The 22,144-nt window shown below is 35.6% G+C and carries 16 protein-coding genes and 1 tRNA gene; 8 read left to right on the plus strand and 9 right to left on the minus strand.

Annotated elements, in window-relative coordinates; all coding sequences use genetic code 11:
* Positions 1-370 precede the first annotated feature (370 nt).
* On the minus strand, positions 371-1,363 hold the full coding sequence (locus H510_RS0114350; protein WP_342662632.1) for a D-alanine--D-alanine ligase: 993 nt from the start codon (positions 1,361-1,363) through the stop codon (positions 371-373).
* Between the two features lie 117 nt (positions 1,364-1,480).
* On the opposite strand from H510_RS0114350, the gene H510_RS0114355 reads away from it, so the two are divergent.
* The 8 genes from H510_RS0114355 (at position 1,481) to H510_RS0114390 (ending at position 11,679) form a co-directional block, all read left to right on the plus strand.
* Positions 1,481-2,245 carry a PASTA domain-containing protein gene (locus H510_RS0114355; RefSeq protein WP_026904951.1) on the plus strand — a complete coding sequence of 255 codons (765 nt, stop codon included), beginning with the start codon at positions 1,481-1,483 and terminating at the stop codon, positions 2,243-2,245.
* 8 nt (positions 2,246-2,253) lie between these two features.
* Complete coding sequence (locus H510_RS0114360; RefSeq protein WP_026904952.1) at positions 2,254-2,562, plus strand: rhodanese-like domain-containing protein; 309 nt, start codon at positions 2,254-2,256, stop codon at positions 2,560-2,562.
* An 18-nt stretch (positions 2,563-2,580) separates the two neighbouring features.
* Positions 2,581-3,630 carry an endolytic transglycosylase MltG gene (gene mltG / locus H510_RS0114365; RefSeq protein WP_026904953.1) on the plus strand — a complete coding sequence of 350 codons (1,050 nt, stop codon included), beginning with the start codon at positions 2,581-2,583 and terminating at the stop codon, positions 3,628-3,630.
* 3 nt (positions 3,631-3,633) lie between these two features.
* The gene (locus tag H510_RS0114370) at positions 3,634-4,041 is read left to right on the plus strand and encodes an acyl-CoA thioesterase (RefSeq protein ID WP_026904954.1); all 408 of its coding nucleotides are present in this window, start codon (positions 3,634-3,636) and stop codon (positions 4,039-4,041) included.
* Between the two features lie 9 nt (positions 4,042-4,050).
* The gene (locus H510_RS0114375; RefSeq protein WP_026904955.1) at positions 4,051-5,037 is read left to right on the plus strand and encodes a YihY/virulence factor BrkB family protein; all 987 of its coding nucleotides are present in this window, start codon (positions 4,051-4,053) and stop codon (positions 5,035-5,037) included.
* 1 nt (position 5,038) lies between these two features.
* Entirely contained in the window at positions 5,039-5,380 is a 342-nt protein-coding gene (locus tag H510_RS0114380) for a cupin domain-containing protein (RefSeq protein ID WP_026904956.1), read from the plus strand.
* Positions 5,381-5,500: 120 nt separating this feature from the next.
* A tRNA-Ser gene (locus tag H510_RS0114385) sits at positions 5,501-5,585 on the plus strand.
* A 304-nt stretch (positions 5,586-5,889) separates the two neighbouring features.
* The gene (locus H510_RS0114390) at positions 5,890-11,679 is read left to right on the plus strand and encodes a T9SS type A sorting domain-containing protein (protein ID WP_026904957.1); all 5,790 of its coding nucleotides are present in this window, start codon (positions 5,890-5,892) and stop codon (positions 11,677-11,679) included.
* 439 nt (positions 11,680-12,118) lie between these two features.
* Here H510_RS0114390 and H510_RS0114395 read toward each other — a convergent pair whose 3' ends face one another.
* The 8 genes from H510_RS0114395 to H510_RS0114430 form a co-directional block, all read right to left on the minus strand.
* Positions 12,119-12,466: an MmcQ/YjbR family DNA-binding protein gene (locus tag H510_RS0114395; RefSeq protein ID WP_026904958.1), complete on the minus strand. Its 348-nt coding sequence runs from the start codon at positions 12,464-12,466 to the stop codon at positions 12,119-12,121.
* Positions 12,467-12,579: 113 nt separating this feature from the next.
* Complete coding sequence (locus H510_RS0114400; protein ID WP_026904959.1) at positions 12,580-13,245, minus strand: LuxR C-terminal-related transcriptional regulator; 666 nt, start codon at positions 13,243-13,245, stop codon at positions 12,580-12,582.
* A 176-nt stretch (positions 13,246-13,421) separates the two neighbouring features.
* Positions 13,422-14,066: a carbohydrate-binding family 9-like protein gene (locus tag H510_RS19015; protein WP_051291253.1), complete on the minus strand. Its 645-nt coding sequence runs from the start codon at positions 14,064-14,066 to the stop codon at positions 13,422-13,424.
* The gene (locus H510_RS19020; protein ID WP_081659291.1) at positions 14,066-15,721 is read right to left on the minus strand and encodes a beta-N-acetylhexosaminidase; all 1,656 of its coding nucleotides are present in this window, start codon (positions 15,719-15,721) and stop codon (positions 14,066-14,068) included. Before H510_RS19020 ends, H510_RS19015 begins: the two co-directional genes overlap by 1 nt.
* Positions 15,722-15,733: 12 nt before the next feature.
* Positions 15,734-18,115 (minus strand): glycoside hydrolase family 3 N-terminal domain-containing protein, encoded by a 2,382-nt coding sequence (locus H510_RS0114415; protein WP_026904960.1) that lies wholly within the window; start codon positions 18,113-18,115, stop codon positions 15,734-15,736.
* A gap of 55 nt (positions 18,116-18,170) precedes the next feature.
* Positions 18,171-19,433, minus strand: a complete 1,263-nt coding sequence (locus tag H510_RS0114420; protein WP_051291255.1) for a glycoside hydrolase family 88 protein — start codon at positions 19,431-19,433, stop codon at positions 18,171-18,173.
* 121 nt (positions 19,434-19,554) lie between these two features.
* Positions 19,555-20,484 carry a DUF5017 domain-containing protein gene (locus H510_RS0114425; RefSeq protein ID WP_245584840.1) on the minus strand — a complete coding sequence of 310 codons (930 nt, stop codon included), beginning with the start codon at positions 20,482-20,484 and terminating at the stop codon, positions 19,555-19,557.
* 19 nt (positions 20,485-20,503) lie between these two features.
* Positions 20,504-22,144 carry a RagB/SusD family nutrient uptake outer membrane protein gene (locus H510_RS0114430; RefSeq protein WP_081659297.1) on the minus strand — a complete coding sequence of 547 codons (1,641 nt, stop codon included), beginning with the start codon at positions 22,142-22,144 and terminating at the stop codon, positions 20,504-20,506.

Raw genomic sequence — 22,144 nt, forward strand, 5'->3', positions numbered from 1 at the left:
ATTCACTTTTTTCTTGATAAAAAAGTAAACAAAAAATCAAGGCTTATGAATATTTGTCGTTTCGTCTAAATAAATCCTTATCCACAATCCTGAGTAGTGTGAATGGTTTTACTTGATGAAGGTTTCTACAACACCCGTCGGATTGTTTCCCGATAGTTCTCTATGAAAGTTTTTGCAAAAAATTTATTTGACTTCAATCCAAATCTTCATAGGCCGTCTCTCGTTCTTTGGAAAGGAAAATTTAATTTTCAAAGGAACTTCCTGAATATCCACTTTTTAGATATCTTTTTACTTTATACTCTTTACTTTATACTTTTTACTCATTACTTTAAACCTCATACAGCCTTCCTCGGTCTTCAGACTCCACTTACTACTTCCCCAACGCCTCCTCTATCAATAAAGAATAAAAATCTTGCATGCTTTGGCCTGTAGCTCTCACCTGCTGCGGAATGATGCTATTAGCAGATTGCCCCGGAATGGTATTAATCTCGATAAAATAAAAATCTTGTTGTTTAGATTCTAATATAAAATCTATCCTCACCATACCTTTGCAGTTCAGTTTTTGGTATGCTTTAGAAACTATTCTGCTTACCCTATCCTTTACGCTAACATCAATTTCTGCAGGAGTAATTTCTTCAGTAATACCATCAGTGTATTTTGCTTCAAAATCAAAAAACTCTTTCTGAGTCTTAATCTCAGTAATAGGTAAAACCTTAATCTCACCCTTTTCTTTATAAATACCAACGGTAAATTCTCTTCCTGATACAAATTCTTCTATTAAAACCTCAGACCCCTCAGCAAAGGCTTTTTTAACAGCTTCATCTAAATCTGCCCAATCATTCACTTTAGACATACCAATACTACTACCGCCATTATTAGGTTTTATAAATAAAGGTATTTTTAGTTTCGCTTTAATTTTATCTTGATTGTATTCATCCATTCCAAATAATTGAATAGACTGAGCTGTAAATAATTCATCTACATCCCTAACAATAGCTTTAGAATAAGCCTTGTTCATGGTAATAGCAGAAGTGGTAGTATCGCAACTGGTATAAGGTAAACCTATTAAATCAAAATAACCTTGTAGTTTACCGTCTTCACCAGGCTCACCATGTATAATAATAAAAGCACAATCAAATGTTATTTTCTCGCCATTTACATGTATGCTGAAATCATTTTTATCAACAAAAGTTACAGTACCATCTGCTGCTTGGTAGTACCATTTATCTTTTTCTAATATAATTTTATAAACCTGATAAGGTGCTTTAGATAAACTTTCTTCTACCTGCGCTGCACTTTTTAAAGATACTACAGCTTCGCCAGTAAAACCTCCGGCAACTAGGGCAACATTCTTTTTCATCATGCGCCAAATATAATTTTAAATGATAACATTATAACGCCAAGAGAACTAAAAAAAATTGATTCTATTTCCTGAATTTTGGCTAAGTTTGAGGTATTATTTTTGATTCAATTTTACTAAATGAATAAATTTTTCAAGTACCTGGCAACTCCCGAGTTTCGTAAACAGTTAATCATAGCTTTTGCTGCCATTGTAATTTTATTATTTAGTGTATTCTTAAGTTTAAGATATTATACCCGACACGGCGAAGGTTTACCAGTTCCAAACCTTAAAGGTTTAGATGTAGAGAGCGCTATTAAATTACTTGAAGCTGATGGATTTAGGTATCAAATAGATTCTGTTTTTGTGATGGATAAAAAGCCTGGATTAGTTTTAGAGCAAGACCCAGACCCTGAAACCAATGTTAAAACCAATCGTATCATTTATTTAACCATAGTAAGCTCACAAACACCCGATGTAAGTTTCCCTGATATAGACCATAAAACTTTGGTAGAAGTGATTTCTATACTATCCAATTACGGTTTAAAACTTGGCGATACTACCTATAAAGCAGATATAGCCCGAGATGCTGTTCTAGCTTATTCTTATGCAGGACAACCTTTACGTGTTGACCAAAAAATACCAAAAGGTTCTAAAATTGATTTGGTTTTAGGAGATGGTATGGGCGCCAGCGAAATTGAAGTGCCAGATTTACGCGGACTTACCTTAAGCGAAGCCAGATTCTCTTTAAAAGGCTCATCCTTAACTTTAGGAGATATTTTATATGAGGGCAATGTTAGTGATACGGCTAATGCTATTGTGATATCACAAACACCATCTGTACAAGATTCTGTTATAAAAGTTAGTATCGGTACACGTATCAATTTGGTCTTATCTAACCAATAGTTTTATTTATGGATGATATTCTAGCTGAAGAATTTCTTGTACTACAACAATCAGGAGCTTTGGAAAGCTATTTACTTTTAGATGTAAGAGAACCTTTAGAATTTCATACCCATAATGTAGGAGGCATCAATATCCCGCTAGGGAAATTACAAAACCTTATTAATGAAGAGGAGATTGACTTTGATACAGAACAAGCCATCATTGTGATTTGTCAAAGAGGATTAAGAAGTAAAACAGCTAAAAGCATCTTAAACCAAAACGGTTTTAAAAACGTTAGAAATCTTACCGGTGGATTATTAAAATTAAGACAGATATAAATTACTCTTTTACCCAATATGGCTCAAGAAAAAACATTCAATTTAAGAAAAATTGCCATTGCATTATTCATCATTGTATTTGCTGCTAGTGCTTTTATTTTACCTAAAATTTACTTCAAGTTCATCGCAGACAATGTAAACATTAGCGAAAAAACTTATTTATACATTCCTTCTGATGCAGATTTCAAGCAGGTTAAAGATTCCTTAGATGCTAAAGCACAATTTAAGCGTCCAGAGTATTTTTACGATTTAGCAAAAGAACGAGAATTAGAAAAGAAATTTAAACCTGGTAAATATGCCTTAAAACCCGGTATGAATAACAGAGCAATTATTAACATGCTAATTTCAGGTAACCAAGAACCGGTTCAAGTATCTTTTAGGAATTTAAGACTTAAAGAAAATTTAGCTGCTGCCATTTCAAAAAAACTAGAGTTTGATTCCACACAATTTATGCAATTGCTAGATTCTACAGCTTTTATAGAGCAATATGGCTTTAATAAAGATAATGTGTACACACTTTTCATACCCAATTCTTATGAAATGTACTGGAATGTTTCTGCCGAAGATTTCTTTATCAGGATGCATAAAGAATACAGCAGCTTTTGGAATGCAGAGCGTAAACAAAAAGCAGAAGCTTTAAATTTAAGTCAGCAAGAAGTATCTATTTTAGCCTCTATTGTTGATGCCGAAGCTTTAATGGATAAAGAAATGCCTACCATTGCAGGTTTATATTTAAACAGACTAAAAAGAGGTATTAAATTAGAAGCAGATCCTACCGTGATTTTCGCTAATCAAGACTTCACGATTAGAAGAGTATTAAATAAACATTTAACCAAAGCATCTCCATACAATACTTATCGTGTAACTGGTTTGCCTCCGGGGCCCATCATGATGCCTTCTATCAATGCTATTGATGCTGTTTTAAATTACGAAAAGCACAATTACATCTATATGTGTGCTAAAGAAGATTTTTCTGGCTACCATAATTTTGCTGATAATTTAGCAGACCATTTAGCAAATGCTCGTAAATTTCAACAAGCATTAAATCAAAGAAATATCAAAAAATAAGGCATGTTTAGCTACGAAACCAATATCAGAGTAAGATATGCCGAAACAGACCAAATGGGTTATGTTTATTACGGTAATTATGCAGCTTTTTATGAGGTTGCTCGTACAGAAATGCTGAGAAGTTTAGGCATGACATACAAGTCTATGGAACAAGATGGTGTGATGATGCCCGTATTAGAAATGCGAACTAAATATTTTAAACCAGCCAAATACGATGAAAACATCACTGTTAAAGTAACCATCAAAGAAAAACCAGGAGTAAGAATTGTTTTTTATTACGACATGTTTAATGAAAAACAAGAACACTTGAATACTGGCGAAACAACTTTAGTGTTTGTAGATATGGAGAAAAACAGGCCATGCCTACCGCCAAGCAACTTCATGAAAAAAATTAGCGTATTTTTTGATTAACTTCGTTAAATGCAGTGGCTACATAACTTTTTATATAGGTTTAGATTTTATCAGCATATTATAGAATGGACAAAGGTTTTGATTTTACCGGGCTTTAGTCCGCTACCTTTTTATACCGTAGCTGTTTTTTTCTTTCAGGAAATCAAGAAAGACTCTTTAGTAAATAAAGCATCTTCACTTGCTTACAATTTTATGATGGCTATCTTCCCATCCATCATTTTTCTTTTTACGCTTATCCCTTATATCCCTATAGATAATTTCCAAGACCAATTAATGACAGTTATAGCCTTGGTATTGCCAGAGAATGCTTATTTAGCTTTAGAATCAACCATTGAAGATATTGTTAAAAATCAAAATGGTAAATTATTATCCTTGGGTTTTATATTAGCCTTATTTTTTGCTACCAATGGTATCCATACCTTAATGCAGGCTTTTAATAAATCATCCTTAATTATAGAAACCAGAGGATGGCTAAAGCAAAGAATAGTTGCTTTTAACCTTACTGTTTTAATTGCCTTTTCTATAATCATAGGTATAACTGTTCTTATTGTTGGCGAGTTTGTTATTACTACATTTAGAACGGGCTTAAACTTAGACAGTAATGGCTTTTGGATCTTCCTCATCACCATTACCCGCTGGATGATCATCATAGCTGTATATTTTATCACCACTTCTTTACTTTATAGATACGGCCCTGCTAACTCTAAAAAATGGAAGTTATTTAGTGCTGGTTCTTGGCTAGCTACCTTGCTTGCCATTATTAGTACCATAGGTTTTTCGTACTACATCAATAATTTTGGGGCTTACAACAAATTATATGGCTCCATTGGTACTTTACTAGTGGTGATGATTTGGCTTTATATCAACTCGCTTATTCTCTTAATTGGCTTCGAGCTAAATGCCAGTTTAGATTTATCAAAAAGAAGTATCAAAATTGTAAAGCCAAGATTCAACTCTTTCAAATCAGAACCTCAAAATAAAATCAAAACACCTTAATATGACCACAAAACAAGCTCCTTACCAAGTTTCTAGTTTAATTGCCGAAGAACAAATTAAAGAAGGATTAAGTAGACAAATTTTTGGTTATGATGACAAAGTGATGATGGTTAAAGTATTTTTCAAGAAAGATGTTATTGGCGATTTACACGCCCACCCTCACGTACAAGTGAGCTATGTGGCAGAAGGAAGCTTTGAAGTTTATATTGGTGATGAAACCCAAATACTAAGAAAAGGTGATGGATTTTATATAAAACCTGATACTATACACGGCGTAAAATGCTTAGAGGATGGCATTTTAGTGGATGTATTTAACCCTTTAAGAGAAGATTTCATCTCTTAAACCTACCATATACACCACTCAGATAATTTTAATGTATTGATAAATAAAAAGTTAAGCCAAAAAAGAGAAAAATAACATTTTCTACTTTGGAGATTTGCTTTGAGTTTGTACTTTTGCGGCGGAGAGTTGGCAGAGTGGTCGATTGCGGCAGTCTTGAAAACTGTTGACTGTAACAGGTCCGGGGGTTCGAATCCCTCACTCTCCGCCCAGTATAAAAAGCCTTAAAATCTAATGATTTTAAGGCTTTTTTGTTTAATTAAAACTATCAAAAATTACACTTTTTTAGCTAAAAAAATGGTTGTAAAGCGGTAATCATACAAGCGCACAATAACCATAAGCAATAAATAGGTTCTCTAGACAATTGAGAGCCTATTTTTTTTGAATTTTAGTTAACTCATTATTAATCAATTATTAAAATAAGAATAAGGTTTGATAAAAAGAAAATAAGTTTCTAAATTCGAAGCTTATTTACAAACTAAAAATCTATCTACTAATAAATTCATCAAAGCATGCAACATCTTTACCCTCTTCAAAATTTACTTATTGTTAATTTAAAGCGTGTAAAACATTTAACTTGTGTATTCTTTTTTATTTCATTGACATTCCAATCAACAAGAGCATTAGCACAAGCCCCAACCATTACGAATTTTACACCAACCACAGGCTCAGTAGGAACATTGGTAAGAATAACAGGCACCAATTTAAGTAACCCAACAGCTATCACCATTGGCGGGGTAGCGGCGATCCCCATTAGTAATGATGGAACCACTTTAGTAACCATGGTAATGCCTGGTGCAACAACAGGAGCATTGAGTATAGCCACATCAGCCGGTACAGGAAATGGAACAGGGAATTTTACAGTAACGCCCACACAAGCACCCAATACCCAGCAAGGCAATAAACTAGTAGGCACAGGGACAATTGGTAGTGCTGAACAAGGATTTTCAGTAAGTATCAGCGCAGACGGTAATACCGCTATCGTTGGAGGATTTAGAGATAACAGTAATGTAGGTGCAGCATGGGTATATACACGAAGTGGAAGCACTTGGTCCCAACAAGGCAATAAATTAGTAGGTACTGGGGCAGTAGGTGCTGCTCAACAAGGATTTTCAGTAAGCATCAGTGCAGATGGTAATACCGCCATAGTTGGGGGACGTAACGATAACAGTAATGTAGGTGCTGCATGGATATATACACGAAGTGGAAGCACTTGGTCCCAACAAGGTAGTAAATTGGTAGGTACTGGGGCAGTAGGTGCTGCTCAACAAGGATTTTCAGTAAGCATCAGTGCAGACGGTAATACCGCCATAGTTGGGGGAAGAAATGATAACAGTAGTGTAGGCGCAGCATGGATATACACCCGAAGTGGAGGGATATGGACTCAACAAGGCAATAAACTAGTAGGCACAGGTGCAAATGGACTTGCGCAACAAGGATCTTCAGTAAGCATAAGCGCAGATGGAAATACAGCTATAGTTGGAGGTCCTGCTGATGATTTTTTTATTATAGGTGCAGCATGGGTTTATACCCGTAATGGAAGCACTTGGACACAACAAGGCAATAAATTAGTAGGTACAGGTGTTTCTGGATCATCGGCTTCACAAGGATCTTCAGTAAGCATCAGTGCGGATGGTAATACTGCTATAGTTGGTGGTGATCTAGATGATGAAGGTGTTGGTGCAGCTTGGATATACACTCGTAGTGGAAATTTATGGACCCAGCAAGGCAATAAATTGGTAGGCACAGGTGCAACTGGAGCTGCTTCACAAGGATCTTCAGTAAGCATCAGTGCTGACGGTAATACTGCCATAGTTGGTGGTCTAGGTGATGGTAGTGGTGGTGCAGCATGGGTGTATACACGCAGTGGAGGCGTATGGACACAAAAAGGAAATAAGTTGGTAGGTACTGGGGCAGTATTTGGTGCTCAACAAGGAAATTCAGTAAGCATTAGTGCAGATGGTAATAATGCCATAGTTGGTGGAAATGTTGATAATATTTTTACCGGCGCAGCGTGGATTTATAATTATGTTCCACAACCTCCTATTATCACCAATTTCACACCAACAATGGGCTCAGTAGGTACTTTGGTAAGCATAAATGGTACTGATTTAAATAACACAACCGCTGTGACTATTGGAGGAGCGTCAGCAATACCCATTAGTAATAATGGAACCACCTTAGTGGCTTTGGTAATGCCCGGCGCTACAACTGGAGGAATCAGCATAACAACCGATGGCGGAACAGCTAATGGAATAAGCAATTTTACAATTACTCCTACGCAAGCGCCCAATACCCAACAAGGTAATAAACTGGTAGGCACAGGTGCAGTCGGATCGGCTGTACAAGGAAATTCAGTAAGCGTTAGCGCAGATGGCAATACTGCCATAGTCGGTGGTTACAATGATAATGGGGCTTTAGGTGCTGCTTGGATATATACCCGTAACGGGAACATCTGGACACAACAAGGGGGTAAACTAGTTGGTACCGGTGCAACTGGAGTTGCTAGACAAGGGTGGTCAGTTAGCATCAGTGCAGATGGTAATACTGCTATAGTAGGAGGTTATACAGATAACAGCAGTATAGGTGCTGCTTGGGTATATACCCGTACTGGGAGTACTTGGACTCAGCAAGGCAATAAATTAGTAAGTTCAGATGCGATTGGAGCTTCGCAACAAGGATATTCTGTTAGCATAAGTGCGGACGGCAACACCGCAATAGTCGGGGGTATTGGTGATAACAGTAATGCAGGCGCAGCTTGGATATATACACGTAACGGGGGTATCTGGACTCAACAAGGCAATAAACTAGTGGGCACAGGTGCAACGGGAGCTGCCCAGCAAGGATTTTCTGTCAGCATCAGTTCAGATGGCAATAATGCTATTGTTGGAGGTGTTGCTGATAACAGTAATGCAGGTGCAGTATGGATATATACCCGCAATGGAACTACATGGACTCAGCAAGGTAATAAATTAGTGGGTACGGGTTCAATTGGTGCTGCTAGACAAGGAAGATCAGTAAGCATCAGTGCAGATGGCAGTACGGCCATAGTTGGTGGCAATGAAGATAATAATTTTACAGGTGCAGCATGGGTATATACCCGAAGTGGAGGAACATGGACACAACAAGGCAATAAATTGGTAGGTTCAGGATCAACTGGAGCTGCCCGACAAGGAAGATCAGTTAGCATTAGTGGAGATGGCAATACAGCAATTGTTGGAGGAGATACAGATGAAAGTAATGCGGGTGCAGCATGGTTGTTTACTCGTAACGGAAGTACTTGGACTCAACTAGGAAATAAACTTTTAGGCACAGGCGCAACAGGAGCAGCAAGACAAGGATGGTCAGTTAGCATTAGTGCGGACGGTAATACCACCCTAGTAAGCGGTAATAGTGATAATGTAAATAGAGGTGCAGTATGGGTTTATAATTATGTTGCACCACCACCAACCATAACAAGCTTTACCCCATTGAGCGCCAAACCTGGCGATATTGTAACTATAACAGGTACAGGTTTTAACACTAACACCGCAAGTAATATAGTGTTTTTTGGTGCAACAAAAGCCACTGTAACAGCAGCAACAGCAACCAGTATAACAGTAACTGTCCCAACAGGAGCTACTTTTGCACCTATTACTGTTCTAAATACAACATCTCAATTAGTTGCTTATAGTATGCAATCCTTTAACCCAATTTATTCCCCAGTAAAAACCGCAATAACGGCTAATGATTTCATACCTAAAGTAGATCTTGAAACAGGTGTTTCTCCATTATCAGTAGCTATAGGGGATTTAGATGGCGATGGTAAAGCTGATTTGGTGGTGGCTAACGAAAACTCAAGTACAATTTCCATATTCAGAAATACTAGTACTAATGGAAGTCTAACTCTAGGTTCATTTAGTGGAAAAGTTGATATTGCTACAGGTTCTAGTCCATATTTTGTAGCAATAGGAGATTTAGATGGTGATGGTAAACCCGATTTAGCTGTGGCTAATCGGTCATCAACTACTGTCTCAATCTTTCGAAATACGAGTACAATTGGAAGTATAACGGCTGGTTCTTTTGCTGCAAAGGTAGATTTTACAACAGGATCTACCCCAACTTCATTAGCACTTGGAGATTTGGATGGTGATGGTAGAACAGATATTGGGGTTGCTAATTATTCTTCGAATAGTGTTTCAATATTGCGCAATATTGGTAACTCTGGAAGTATAACAGAAAGTTCATTTGCTGCAAAAGTAGATTTTACAACATCCGGTTTTCCAAATTCAATAGCTATAGGAGATTTAGATGGCGATGGTAAATCAGACTTAGCTGTTACAAATGAATCACCAAGTTCAGTTTCCATATTTCGTAATACTAGTGTTATTGGAAGTATAGACATAGGATCATTTGCAAATGCTTTTGATATTTCGTATGGTGCTGTTCCAACTTTATTAGCTATTGGTGATTTAGATAGGGATGGTAAATCTGATTTGTTGGTAGCTAATGGTACATCTAGCGTTTCAGTATTCCGTAATACAAGTAGTAATGGTATAATAGATGCAAATTCATTTGCTGCTAATGTAGATTTTACAACCACAGGTACAGCTACTTCAGTTGCAATAGGGGACTTAGATGGCGATAATAAACCTGATTTTGCTGTTGCTAACGCTAATGCTGGCTCAACTAGCGTTTCAGTATTTCGTAATACTAGCACTAGCGGTAGTATAACTTCAGGCTCATTTGCACCTAAAATAGATTTCACAACAGCATTTAGTCCCCGTTCTGTAGCAATAGGGGATTTAGACGGTGATAGTAAACCCGATTTAGTAACTGCTAATATTGGATTAAGTAATATTTCCATAATCCGTAATGCGTCAAACACCCCTGATTTATCAGCTTTAACCCTAAGCTCAGGTACATTATCTCCAGCTTTTGTAGCTAGTACGACAGCTTATACAGCAAGCGTAAGTAATTTAATAACAAGTATTACAGTCACCCCAACAGTAGCAGATGCTAATGCAACAGTTACTGTAAATGGAATATCAGTAACCAGCGGAAACGCATCAGGAGCGATAACTTTAAATGTAGGTAGCAATACTATAACGACGTTAGTAACAGCGCAAAACGGAACTACAAAAATCTATACAGTAATTATTACTAGGGCAGTTAACAATGCTCCAACAGACATAGCTTTAACTCCAACAAGCATTAATGAAAATGTGCCTGCAAACTCTATAGTAGGTTCTTTGACAAGTACCGACCCGGACGTGGGTAACACTTTTACTTATACTTTAGTAGCAGGAACTGGAGGTGACAACAATGCAAGTTTCAGTGTCAGTGGAGACGAATTAAGAATTAATAACAGTCCAAACTTTGAAACTACGCCAAGTTTTTCGGTTAGGATAAGAACTACAGACCAAGGAGGTTTAACCAGAGAACAAGCATTTACCATTACGGTGAATAATGTGAATGAATCTCCAACGATAGCAAATGCCATCCCGAATCAAAACGCAACGGAAGACCAGTTATTCAACTTCACATTTGCAGCAAATACTTTTGCAGATGTAGATGCAGGAACAACTTTAACTTATACTTCACAGTTAAATGGAGGAGGAGCATTACCAACGTGGTTGAGTTTTGATGGGGCAACAAGAACATTCTCTGGCACACCATTAAATACGAATATTGGTACAATTATTATAGATGTAATTGCAAACGATGGAAGTGGAGGAACAATTACTGCTATTTTTAATATTGTAGTTGGAGCAACATTACCAGTAACTTTAAACCAATACTCAGCTAAATTACAAACAAACGGAACAGTATTGTTAACGTGGGATACCTTTGCAGAACAAAGCAATGATTATTTCGAAATATCAAAATCAACAGACGGAGAAAACTTTGTATTGTTAAGTACAATAAAAGGAAATGAAACAACCACTCGACGCAGCTTATATAACTATACAGACAGAACACCAAAAAGTGGAGATAATTATTACAAATTGGTACAGGTAGATTTAGATGGAGCTAGAGAAGAGTTAGGGATAAGAAGTGCGAAAGTAGCATTAGCAAATGATTCAAAAGTAACAATCTATCCAAATCCAAGTACAGATTTAGTGAATATAGTATTTGAGGCAGGAAAGTTTATCAGCATAGAACTAATAGACTTAAACGGTAGATTAATACAGAAAAAGGAAGTATTATCAAAAGCCTTGGAGACCACATTAGAAGTAAAAGATTTACCATCATCAAGCTATTTAATCAAATTAGTAGGCAATCAAGAAACAATAACCAGAATATTGATTGTGAAAAAGTAAAATTAATATAGAATTTAAAAATAGGTAAGTCCTCGAGAATGAGTTAAGCAACATATTAGGTAAACGTTCAAGAAAGTCTGAAATTTTATCGGGGAAAAGAAAGTTAAGCTTGTCGATGATTCGTAAACTAACTAAAATATTAAATAGACAGTATCCCATAAAGTGTGTATTCATTACCTCTTTGTATTATTGTCTAAGATTTTTTTGATAAAAGCTAATATACCCTCTAAATATTCTATTAGATTCCCTCCTTCCCTGCCCAAGCATAAAAGAGCCTTAAAATCCTGTGATTTTAAGGCTCTTTTTATTTTATTATTAAAAATTAAAGTCTCTTTTCCAATTAAGGTTTACAATACTTCCAGATATTTAATTTCAGCTACAAGTCTGTCTGTTAACCATTCATATATCATAGAGTTTAATTTACATAATTTTATAGTGTCTATTCCTTTTCTATGTTTACCAAGGCAACTAATTTAGATGGTGCAACCTGACAGTAAGCTATACCAAGTATATCTTTTAAAACTTCTTCTTGTAGTTGACTGCTTTGCACAAGTGTCCATCCATGGGTACCAAATTTATTAGGAACAGGATAAATAACATGAGGAAATAATTTACTAAAAACATCTTGATCAATTAAATTAAATTTTAAGCAACAACGGTTAACCTGATGATTAAAAGTGGCAAATATCTTTCCCTTAACCTTGAAAGCTGTTTTATCATGATGTGGGGCTTCTTTTACCTCGGGTAGTGCAAGAGCTAGATTCTTAAAAACTTCAAAATTCACCATTTACTTACATTTCTAGAATAATATTATAATTTTTTTGGCACATCAATACCTCACCAAATTAAAAAATAATAGCTCTAAAATTTCAAACTGCGATGATAAAAATAGTATTCAATTTAGAGAGAAGACCTCTGTTCATTTAAAATTCCGTTTAAAAAGGCGTATTTAACAAGGGCTGCTGTATTTTTTACTTTGATTTTTTGAATAAGGTTTTGCCTATAACCCTCTATTGTTCTTTTGCTGATGAAAAGCTTATTAGAAATTTCTTGATTGGTAAAACCATCTGCAATAAGATGTAAGATTTCGATTTCTCTGGAAGAAAAATTATGTTTTAAGTTTTTGTCTTTCTCTTGCTTAGATAAACGTGTGAGCTTATCTAATAAACTTAATGAAAACTCTGAGCAGATGTACCTTTGACCGCTATGAACATGTTTTATAGCAAATTTTAATTCTAATGGCTCTATATTTTTGAATAAATAGGCTGATATACCTTCTTTAAAAAATGCTATTATAAATTCTTCATTATCTATAACAGAAAGCATAATGATAGAAAGATGAGGATATTGTTGCTTAATTAATTTTATTAAACTCAACCCTTCAATATCAAGTTTATTGATGTTTACTAATAATATATCAGCTATACACCCGGTTTTAAGCAGGTTAAGCAATTCATTTCCACATGCTGTATCTGCTACAATTTTTAAATCAGCATCTTTTTCCAATAAATTTTTTAAAGTATTCCTAACAGTATGGTGATTTTCTGCAAGTATAATATTTATCATAGTTGGGATGAGTTCAAATCTGAAACAAGCTTTATTCAGCTTTTTTTATAACTCATCTACAGCAATATGTATACCTATTAATTTTAAAACAGATATTTAAGCCATCATCATCTACATAAATACATATACAATTTTTAGGTTACTGGTTATGTGTAGCTTTATATAGGGTCTATTTGCTATTCAAAAATCAGCTCGCCAAAATAGGCCGGTAAATGAAAATTAGGTTCATGATTTTCTACTTTATTCCAACAAAGAAAATGAGGATGCTTTAAATCATCTCCACATTTATAGAAATTTGCTTTGCAGCATTTCCCTTTTAAAGTTTTTAATTGATGATGAGTAAAAACGGTTAGCGGTAACATTATGGTAAGCTCCCAACTGTACGGAAGTTCGCTATTTTGATTTTGCCTAAAGCTTTTCTGAATTTTTATTTTACGAAGATCAGCAGCTAGTATAAATCTTCTATCATGTTTATTTGTACCAAACTGGGCTAAACAAGCTCTGTTACTGTTAAATTCGAAATTATAATAACCACTATCGTCAAAAGCTAAAAAAAACTCCACACAACTATCTTCATAAACAGGCTCGTTTGGATTTATATAACGAGCTAAAAAGTCATTCTCTTGTACTTCAAATCTTAGTGCAAGCATATCGGCAGTATACAAAACAGAAACATCACATGTGCCTTTATATGCTACGTTTGGCCAAAAAGTCTCATTTATTTTGTGCTTTTTTTGTTGATTTAAAACTGATGAAACCAAGCTTATATCGCTTAAAAAATTGATATGCTGAACTTCTGAAATGTTAATCTTTTTAGACATTATAAGCCTTTTTCTTGTTTGGTTAAATCATCAGTACTGGCACTTTGCTTTTTACGTTGTACTGGCCCTTGAAATTCTTGAAATTTCTCTGGTAAGAATGGATAAAAATAGTACAAGCTATCTTCTGCAAAGTATTTTAAGTGAAGGTTTAAACGCTGTTTAAATAGCGTGAAATCTTTAGCATCAGGCTTAACCCATGCAGATTCTGCCAAAGCAGTAATTCTTGGGAAAAGCATATAATCTAAGTGATTTTCTGTAGAGATAGACTCTGTCCAGATATTAGCTTGTATACCTTGCACCAATTTTGCAGCACCATCTAAACCTAAAATATCTTGACTAGGGAACTGATAAACCTGCTCTATAGTTACAAATTTACCATCCCATTTACGCCCTATCTGGTGTTTTTCATCCTGTACAAAATCAAAATATAAAGGTAAACGCGGACATAAAACTGTCTTAAATCCTTTAGATAAGGCTTGTTTCAGGATTTCTGGCTTATCATGTCGCCACCAAAAAATTGTTGTTTGCGCTGTAGGCAATTTAGAATCTACCACCTCATCCCAAGCTAAAATCTCATTATCCATTTTTAAGATGCTATCTCCCATCCTATATAAAAAATGATGTTCTACTTCTTTTAATGAGGTAAAATTCTTTGCCTTCATTAATTTTTGAACATCAGCATCCACATTCCAATGTTGATTTCCAAAATGCACTTCATCTGCACCGATATGTAATTTTTGCGATGGAAACAACACATTTACTTCTTTTAAAATATCTGTAAGATATTGGTAAGTGCCTTCTTTAGCAGGATTAAAAGTAAACTCTGGATATTTTGGCGAACCACCACCACTAAACTGCGGATAAGCTAAATTAGCCGCTGTAGCATGGCCCGGCATATCTATTTCTGGAATAACCTCTATAAACCTATTGGCTGCATAAGCTATAATTTCTTTAATATCTTCTTGACTATAATATTGAGCTTTAGCATTGGGGTTGCTATAATTACCTACGCCACCAACGGTTGTTAAACGTGGATATTTCTTAATCTCTATACGCCAGCCTGGTTGGTCTGTTAAATGCCAGTGAAACTTATTGAGCTTGTAAAAAGCCATCCAATCTAAAATTTGTTTCACCTTTTCTTTACCGAAAAAATGCCTTGATTCATCTAGCATCAAACCTCTCCACTCGAAAAAAGCTTTATCCGTTATATTCCAACAAGAAAGTGCGTAATTGCCCTTAGCGTTTTTAGATTGCTTTAATACTTGTAATAAGCTAGAGGCTCCTCTAAATAATCCTTCTTCTGTTGCCGCAATAACTTCTACCTTTTGGGCGGCCATTCTTATTTGATAGAGATGGCTTTCTTTACTTTTTAGTGGAACTAGCTTAAAGCTGATGACATTGCTAAGTGCAGATTTCTTTGTTCCTAAACTTAATCCTGTAGCTTTTAAAACCTCATTTTGAAAGTAATAAGCTGCTTGTGCATTACTTTTCTCATCAGTTTGTATGGCTGTGGCCTGATGAACTAAAAAAGAAGAAGCTACCTTTTCATAAGAAAAAGGTTTTGGAATGATAGCCAAATCATGATTCTGAGCTTGACTGGCTAAGCTAAAACTGAAGAATAAAATGAAGATAAACTGTTTAACAAGTTGATGCATGACGTCTAGATTTTATTTAACCGTAAAAACTGCACTTTGTCTAATATCTTCTGATGAAGACCCCAACATGACTTTAAAATCTCCGGGTTCTACAACACGTTTCATATCTCTATTCCAAAGCATTAAATCATCAGAAACGAGTTTAAAAACGAGTTTTTTAGTCTCACCGGGATTAAGAGTTACACGTTGAAAGCCTCTTAGGTTTTTCTCGTATGTAGTAACTGTACTTAATAAATCTCGGGTGTATAATTGTACAACCTCGTCTCCAGCTAATGTGCCTGTATTGGTTATATCAACACTTACCATAACTTCATCTTTAGTAGCTAATTGGTTATCAATTTTAATGTTGCTATATTTAAAAGTAGTGTAACTTAAACCATAGCCAAAAGGATACAACAAACCTTTAACTCTGGCAGACTCGCCTTCATCTGTTTGTGCATTTGGTTTGGTTGGGAAATTAAGTGGCAACTGCCCTACCGATTTTGGAAAAGTTAAAGTTAATTTCCCTCCAGGATTATAATCTCCAAATAAAACATCGGCAACAGCCAAACCACCTTTTACACCTGGATAACCTGCATACACAATAGCTGGCGCATAGCGGTCTAACCAATTGATAGTCATGGGTTGCGAACCTGTTAAAACCACCACATAAGGTTTACCAGTAGCATGAATAGCTTTGGCTAAAGCCATTTGATGGCCAGGCAAATCTAAAGAAGTACGACTTTTATTTTCGCCAGCAGTTTTGGTATTTCCGCCTAATACTAAAATGGTTAACTCTGCTTTTTGAGCTTGTTTAACGGCAAAATCTATAGCCGCTTGCTCTTCGGCATTTGGTGCTTCTGGGAAAATTTCGCTCTCTGGCCAGTTTTGATCAATTAAAGCACTACCCTCGGCATATAAAACTTTGGCTTTGCCGATTTTATTTTGGATACCTTCTAAAATGGTAACACTAGCCGATTTTAGCGGCCCGTAATGGGTATGTGCATAATCATTATCTTTTGCGTTTGGACCAATAACTGCTACCGAACTTAATTTCTTTGAAATTGGTAAAGCATTATTGCTATTTTTTAAAAGCACTAAACTTTCTTTGGATGCTTGTAAAGCTACATTTTGGTGGTTTAGGTTGTTTACCAATTTTGCACTTTCTTCGGCATTTTTAACGTAAGGCTCATCAAACAAACCTAATTTAAATTTTACTCTTAAAACATCTTTTACACGGCTGTTAATGGTATCCATCGGAATCCTGCCCTCTTGCACCAATTCTCTTAAAGCATAAATAATACTATCCGGAGCTCTAAAAGTTGTTCTTACATTCATACCAGCCATAAAAGCCTGGTAAACAGCTTCTTTTAAATTAGCTGCAACATGGTGTTTGTTATAAAGATATTCTAAAGCATCGCTATCACTCACTACATAACCGGTAAAACCCATATCGGTTCTTAACCTATCTATTAACCAATATTTGCTACCAGAAACTGGGATGCCATTATAATCATTATAAGAACTCATAACCCCCATAATATTGGCTTCTTTAATTACCTTTCTGAAAGGATAAAGCAAAATATCTTCTACTTCGCGAGGAGAAACCTGTGGGTCTGTACGGGCTAAACCCTCCCTAGCCCCCTTGTTAGCGCTATAAACAGCAAAATGTTTTGGGGTTGATGCTGCACCGGCAGATTGTATACCATTTGCCATCTCTACACCTAAGCGAGCGGTTAAATATGGGTCCTCGCCATAAACTTCTTCTAAACGACCCCAGCGTTGATCGCGGGCAACATCTAAAATTGGTGCATAAACATTGGTATAACCTAAAGCTCTGGCTTCTTTACCTGTAATAACCCCCATTTGGTGTACCAAAGATGGATTCCAAGTCATGCCCATATTTAATTGCGTAGGAAAACCTGTAGCTTCATAAGCCTCTATACCACGGATGCCTTCATTAGTAAAATCTACCGGGATACCTAAACGAGTTTGCTCTATAAAAAAGCGCTGTGTCTCATTCATAGCCCATACATGGCGTTTAATATCGGTAACTAAATCAAGTTTGGTTTCTACACTATTCCAGTTTAAAAAGCCGTTTAAATGCTCATCAATATTGGCAATACCATCTTTCCAAATCTCGTTTTTCCAATTAGCGGTAGGTAAAGAGTCTTTTAGTATTCTTTTCCAGCCGTATAAAGTAGCCATCTGATTGGTTTTCTCGTTCAGGTTCATCTGCGAAAGCAAATTATCTACACGTTCATCAATAGAGCGTGTTTTATCTTCGTAGATGTCTTTTTTACCGTTTTTATTAAGGTCTATCCAATCTTTTTTATAAATTTTAATAGGATTGGTAAAGGATACTAAAATGGTTGTTACGGCAAATAATGCTAAAAAAGGCTTTCTATTCATCATTGAAAAGTGTATGGATATTTCCCCAAACTTATTAAATATTTTAAAAAGAATAATTTTATTGTTCTTTTAATTTTTGATAGCGTAAAAGTGCTTCTAAGAAATAGTAATCAGCATAAATAAGTGGTACATCAATTTCTGATTTATGAGGGATACTACCTACAGAGTGTTTAAGAATAAAACCTAAGTTTGTACCTTCTTCTGCCAAATAAGGTTTGTTAGATAAAGATTGTAGCATTTCTTCGGCTACTTTAAAATAAGTTTCTCCTTTTGATTTACTAAAAGTACTTAACTCAAGCAAAGCAGAGGTTACCAAAGCACCTGCAGAAGCGTCTCTTGGAATATAGTCTAGCTTTTTGTACTCTGGATATATCCATTCTGGTGTGTAGCCTTCTTGGTTAGCGTTAAAATCCCAATACGGAATTTTATCTTTTGGTAAGTTTGGATGATTTATAAAGAAATCAGCAGCTTTTTCTGCAGCAGCTAAAAATTCTGGGTTTTGTGTTTCACGATACATTAATGTAAAGCCGTAAATTGCCCATCCCTGTCCTCTAGACCATGTAGAATTATCGGCATAACCTTGGTTGGTTTGTTGATGTAAAACTTTACCAGTTTTCTCATCATAATCTACCACGTGGTAAGTACTATAATCAGCTCTAAAATGATTTTGCATGGTTTTGGTTGCATGACTGATAGCTGCATTTTTATATTTTGGATTACCTGTTAATTTGGAAACATAGAATAACAATTCTAAATTCATCATATTATCGATAATCACAGGGTACTGCCATAAAGTTTTCTTATCCCAAGACATCTTTGGATTCCACGATTTGATAAGCCCTACTTTCTCATCGTAACGGGTTAAGGCTGATTCTGCTGATTGTATTAATATATCCTGATATTCTTTAATTTTTTGGGGATCTTTTTCAAAACGTATAGCATTGCCGTAAGAACAATACATCACAAAGCCTACATCATGATGTTGCGTTAAAAATTTACCTGCCTCTAATGCTTCTGTCCACTGTTTTGCTGCCGCTTTCCATTCTGGCTTTTGGGTATACTCGTAGATATACCATAAACCTCCTGGGAAAAAGCCGCCTGTCCAATCCCAAACATCAGTTGTTTTCATAGTGCCATCAGGATAGATAGACCGTGGAAAAGCAGTTAAATCCTTAGAATTGTTTAACAAAACAGTGTATTGCTTTTGAGCTACCTCAAAGTCTTTTTCGATAACTTTTTGAGTGCTGCAAGATGCCATTGTAAATGTTAAACTTGCTAATAAAAAAATGCGCTTTGCGCCAGAGGCTGATATCTTTATCATGATTATATATTGATGTTATTTTTTGCGTGTTGTATAGCAGGGCTAGCCATTTTTACATGGCTAACCTATGCTCATTATCAAACCAAACTAATCTTTAATTTTTTGTGCTTATGATTGTTTTTTAAGGGTTGATGGTAAGTTCTAGCTCTTTAACAGTCTTAGTTTCTCCGTAAATATTAACGTTAGAACCTACAAATGTAACGGTGTAGGTACCTGCTCGGTTGTAAATAAATGTATATTCATCTAAACGGGTACTCATATTTTTAAGTGCTACGCCGCTATCAGGCTTAACTTTAGTAAGATTTAAAGCGTTAGACACCGCCCATACTTGATTGCTTAAAACATTAGCTGCCCCACCTGCAAATTTTAAAATTCTATCGGTGCCAAATAGCCACGATACAGGAGAAGTTCCAAATCTAACTGATGTCCAACCTGCAGTTCCAATATCTGCAACTGTTAATAATTGTCCGTCTGTGGTAGTCATTTTTATATCAAACTTATTTACCCACCAACGTGGCTGGGTAGAGCCAGTAACACCATTATATTTAAATGCGAAGTAAACAGGCTTACTTTTATCTAATGTTAAACCCAAACTACTAAGACTTAATAAATTAACCACACCAGAGGATACATAAGTATTATCGTTTGATTGCAATCCGGATAAGGTAAATGCTGTTGTGATATCTGTCCAATCTGCAGATTCATTGATATTAGCTTCTGTATATTGTCCATTAAATTTTTGCGAAGCAAAAACCCTGAAAGATCGAGGTTGCTGAACATCAGAACCGTATCTTCTATTGGTGGCAAATTCTACTGTAATATTATCGCTTTCTGCTACTGTTCTGTCTTTATAAATGTATCTGCTGCCTTCTAATCCAGAATAAAATATAAGTTGTTCTGGATTTCCAGAGATTAAAAATTTAACGGTATCTCCTACTTTGTAGCTATTTTTTTCTGTTTTAACAGAGAAACTAAGCTCGGTAACTTCTTTTTTGTTACATGCTGAGAACAACATGATTAAAAGAGGTATGATATATATTTTTCTTATCATGACGTTTTAAATTTAAATTTTACCATCCTGTATTTTGTGTCATTCCACCGTTTAGAGAGAGTTCTAAGATTGGAATAGGCAATAAGTTATGTCTAGGCGTAACATTACTACCAGCTAGTGCAGCAAACCTAAAATTAGTAGGTGCTGTACTTTGTATATCACTGGCAAGTTGGTTCATTTCTGATGTAAAAATATCCCATCTTATCAAATCAAACTTCCTTAAACCTTCAAAGGCTAATTCAAGAAAACGTTCTTCTCTAATTAATCTACGTAACTCTTCTTTACTGGTAGCTAAGGCAGTAACATCTGTAGCACCGGCTCTATCTCTTACTTCTTTAAGTGCTGTGGTTGCAATACTTGTTGGACCATTAACCTCATTTTCTGCTTCTGCTAACATCAACAATACATCGGCATAGCGTAATAAAGGATAATTCATAGGGGTATAGTTTTTATTCTTTGGTTTTACAACCTCATAAACCCTTCTGTATTTACCGCAGTTTCTATTATAAAGTTGTGCGCTTGTCCAAAAGGTAGAATCTCTAACCACCTGAAGGTTATTTACGTTATTATAAACGTATTGATACGGAGCAATTGTCCAGTCTCTTCTGCTATCTGTAGCACCATAGCGGTTATATAATTTTGGAGTAGCATTTATAAAACCATAGCCATAACCAAATACTTCATCATTACATTGTAAGCCTAAAGTATTGCCTACACGACCAGATTCAAAATCGCCACCTCTGTTTCCAAAGAATTCTACCTCCCAAATAGACTCGCCAATATCATATCTATCAGCAGCGTAATTGATAAATATTTGTTTAAAATCTGGATTTAAACGGTGTTCTTTAGGACCATTATCTGGATAAACAATTTTTCTGGCCCATTTTAAAGCTTCTGCATACTTACTAACATCATTTAAAGGTGCACCTGCCATTTTCAAGTAAACCCTAGCTAAAATGCCTCTAACGGCAGATTTTGAAATTCTACCACCGGCACCTACTTGTGTTGCTGTTCTTACTAAGCCTTCGGCTTCTTCCATTTCGCTTACAATAAAGTTGTAAACTTCTCTTTGTGGCGTTCTTTTAATATTTACATCATTTACTGAGGCAGTAGGTTGTATTTTTAAAGGAACATCACCCCAATTACTTACCAATAAAAAGTGGTAATATGCTCTTAGAAACTTAGCTTCACCTTTGGCTACTGCTTTATTCTCCTCAGACATTTGTACTTGGTCTATCCTACTTAAAAAAACATTGGCTCTTTCTATGCCTTCGTATAAATACCTCCATAAGTTGGTTACTGTATTGGTTGATGCGTCGAAATTGTAAACGGCAGTACCTATAGTAAAAGCACTTCTAGAGTAAAAACCGTCATCGGCAACATTTAAATCTAATAGTAAAGCACCACCATAAACCTCTTCTTTACCTAATATTTCGTAAACACCAGCAAGACCTATATTAACGTCGGTTTCATTGTTATAATAGTTCTCTTTAACAATAAATTTGGGTTCTTTATCTAAGAATTTTTCGCAGCCACTTTGGGTTAACAATAAAATGGCACTAAAGCTTATTAAGGCTGTTTTCTTAAATGCAGCTACCGGATGATGTAGACTGAAAAAAGACTTAGTTTTTATTTTAAAATTTTTATGTTGAGTTTTCAT

This window comes from Pedobacter glucosidilyticus DSM 23534 (assembly GCF_000425145.1).
GTDB classification, from domain to species: domain Bacteria; phylum Bacteroidota; class Bacteroidia; order Sphingobacteriales; family Sphingobacteriaceae; genus Pseudopedobacter; species Pseudopedobacter glucosidilyticus.

Bases quoted from the DNA above. Each gene is read 5' to 3' on its own strand.
- H510_RS0114360 (WP_026904952.1), top strand. From the start codon at position 2,254: ATGGATGATATTCTAGCTGAAGAATTTCTTGTACTACAACAATCAGGA.
- H510_RS19020 (WP_081659291.1), bottom strand. From the start codon at position 15,721: ATGCATCAACTTGTTAAACAGTTTATCTTCATTTTATTCTTCAGTTTT.
- H510_RS0114395 (WP_026904958.1), bottom strand. From the start codon at position 12,466: ATGGTGAATTTTGAAGTTTTTAAGAATCTAGCTCTTGCACTACCCGAG.
- H510_RS0114355 (WP_026904951.1), top strand. From the start codon at position 1,481: ATGAATAAATTTTTCAAGTACCTGGCAACTCCCGAGTTTCGTAAACAG.
- H510_RS0114400 (WP_026904959.1), bottom strand. From the start codon at position 13,245: ATGATAAATATTATACTTGCAGAAAATCACCATACTGTTAGGAATACT.
- H510_RS0114380 (WP_026904956.1), top strand. From the start codon at position 5,039: ATGACCACAAAACAAGCTCCTTACCAAGTTTCTAGTTTAATTGCCGAA.
- H510_RS19015 (WP_051291253.1), bottom strand. From the start codon at position 14,066: ATGTCTAAAAAGATTAACATTTCAGAAGTTCAGCATATCAATTTTTTA.
- H510_RS0114425 (WP_245584840.1), bottom strand. From the start codon at position 20,484: ATGATAAGAAAAATATATATCATACCTCTTTTAATCATGTTGTTCTCA.
- mltG (WP_026904953.1), top strand. From the start codon at position 2,581: ATGGCTCAAGAAAAAACATTCAATTTAAGAAAAATTGCCATTGCATTA.
- H510_RS0114375 (WP_026904955.1), top strand. From the start codon at position 4,051: ATGCAGTGGCTACATAACTTTTTATATAGGTTTAGATTTTATCAGCAT.
- H510_RS0114370 (WP_026904954.1), top strand. From the start codon at position 3,634: ATGTTTAGCTACGAAACCAATATCAGAGTAAGATATGCCGAAACAGAC.
- H510_RS0114415 (WP_026904960.1), bottom strand. From the start codon at position 18,115: ATGATGAATAGAAAGCCTTTTTTAGCATTATTTGCCGTAACAACCATT.
- H510_RS0114430 (WP_081659297.1), bottom strand. From the start codon at position 22,144: ATGAAAACTCAACATAAAAATTTTAAAATAAAAACTAAGTCTTTTTTC.
- H510_RS0114420 (WP_051291255.1), bottom strand. From the start codon at position 19,433: ATGATAAAGATATCAGCCTCTGGCGCAAAGCGCATTTTTTTATTAGCA.
- H510_RS0114350 (WP_342662632.1), bottom strand. From the start codon at position 1,363: ATGATGAAAAAGAATGTTGCCCTAGTTGCCGGAGGTTTTACTGGCGAA.
- H510_RS0114390 (WP_026904957.1), top strand. From the start codon at position 5,890: ATGCAACATCTTTACCCTCTTCAAAATTTACTTATTGTTAATTTAAAG.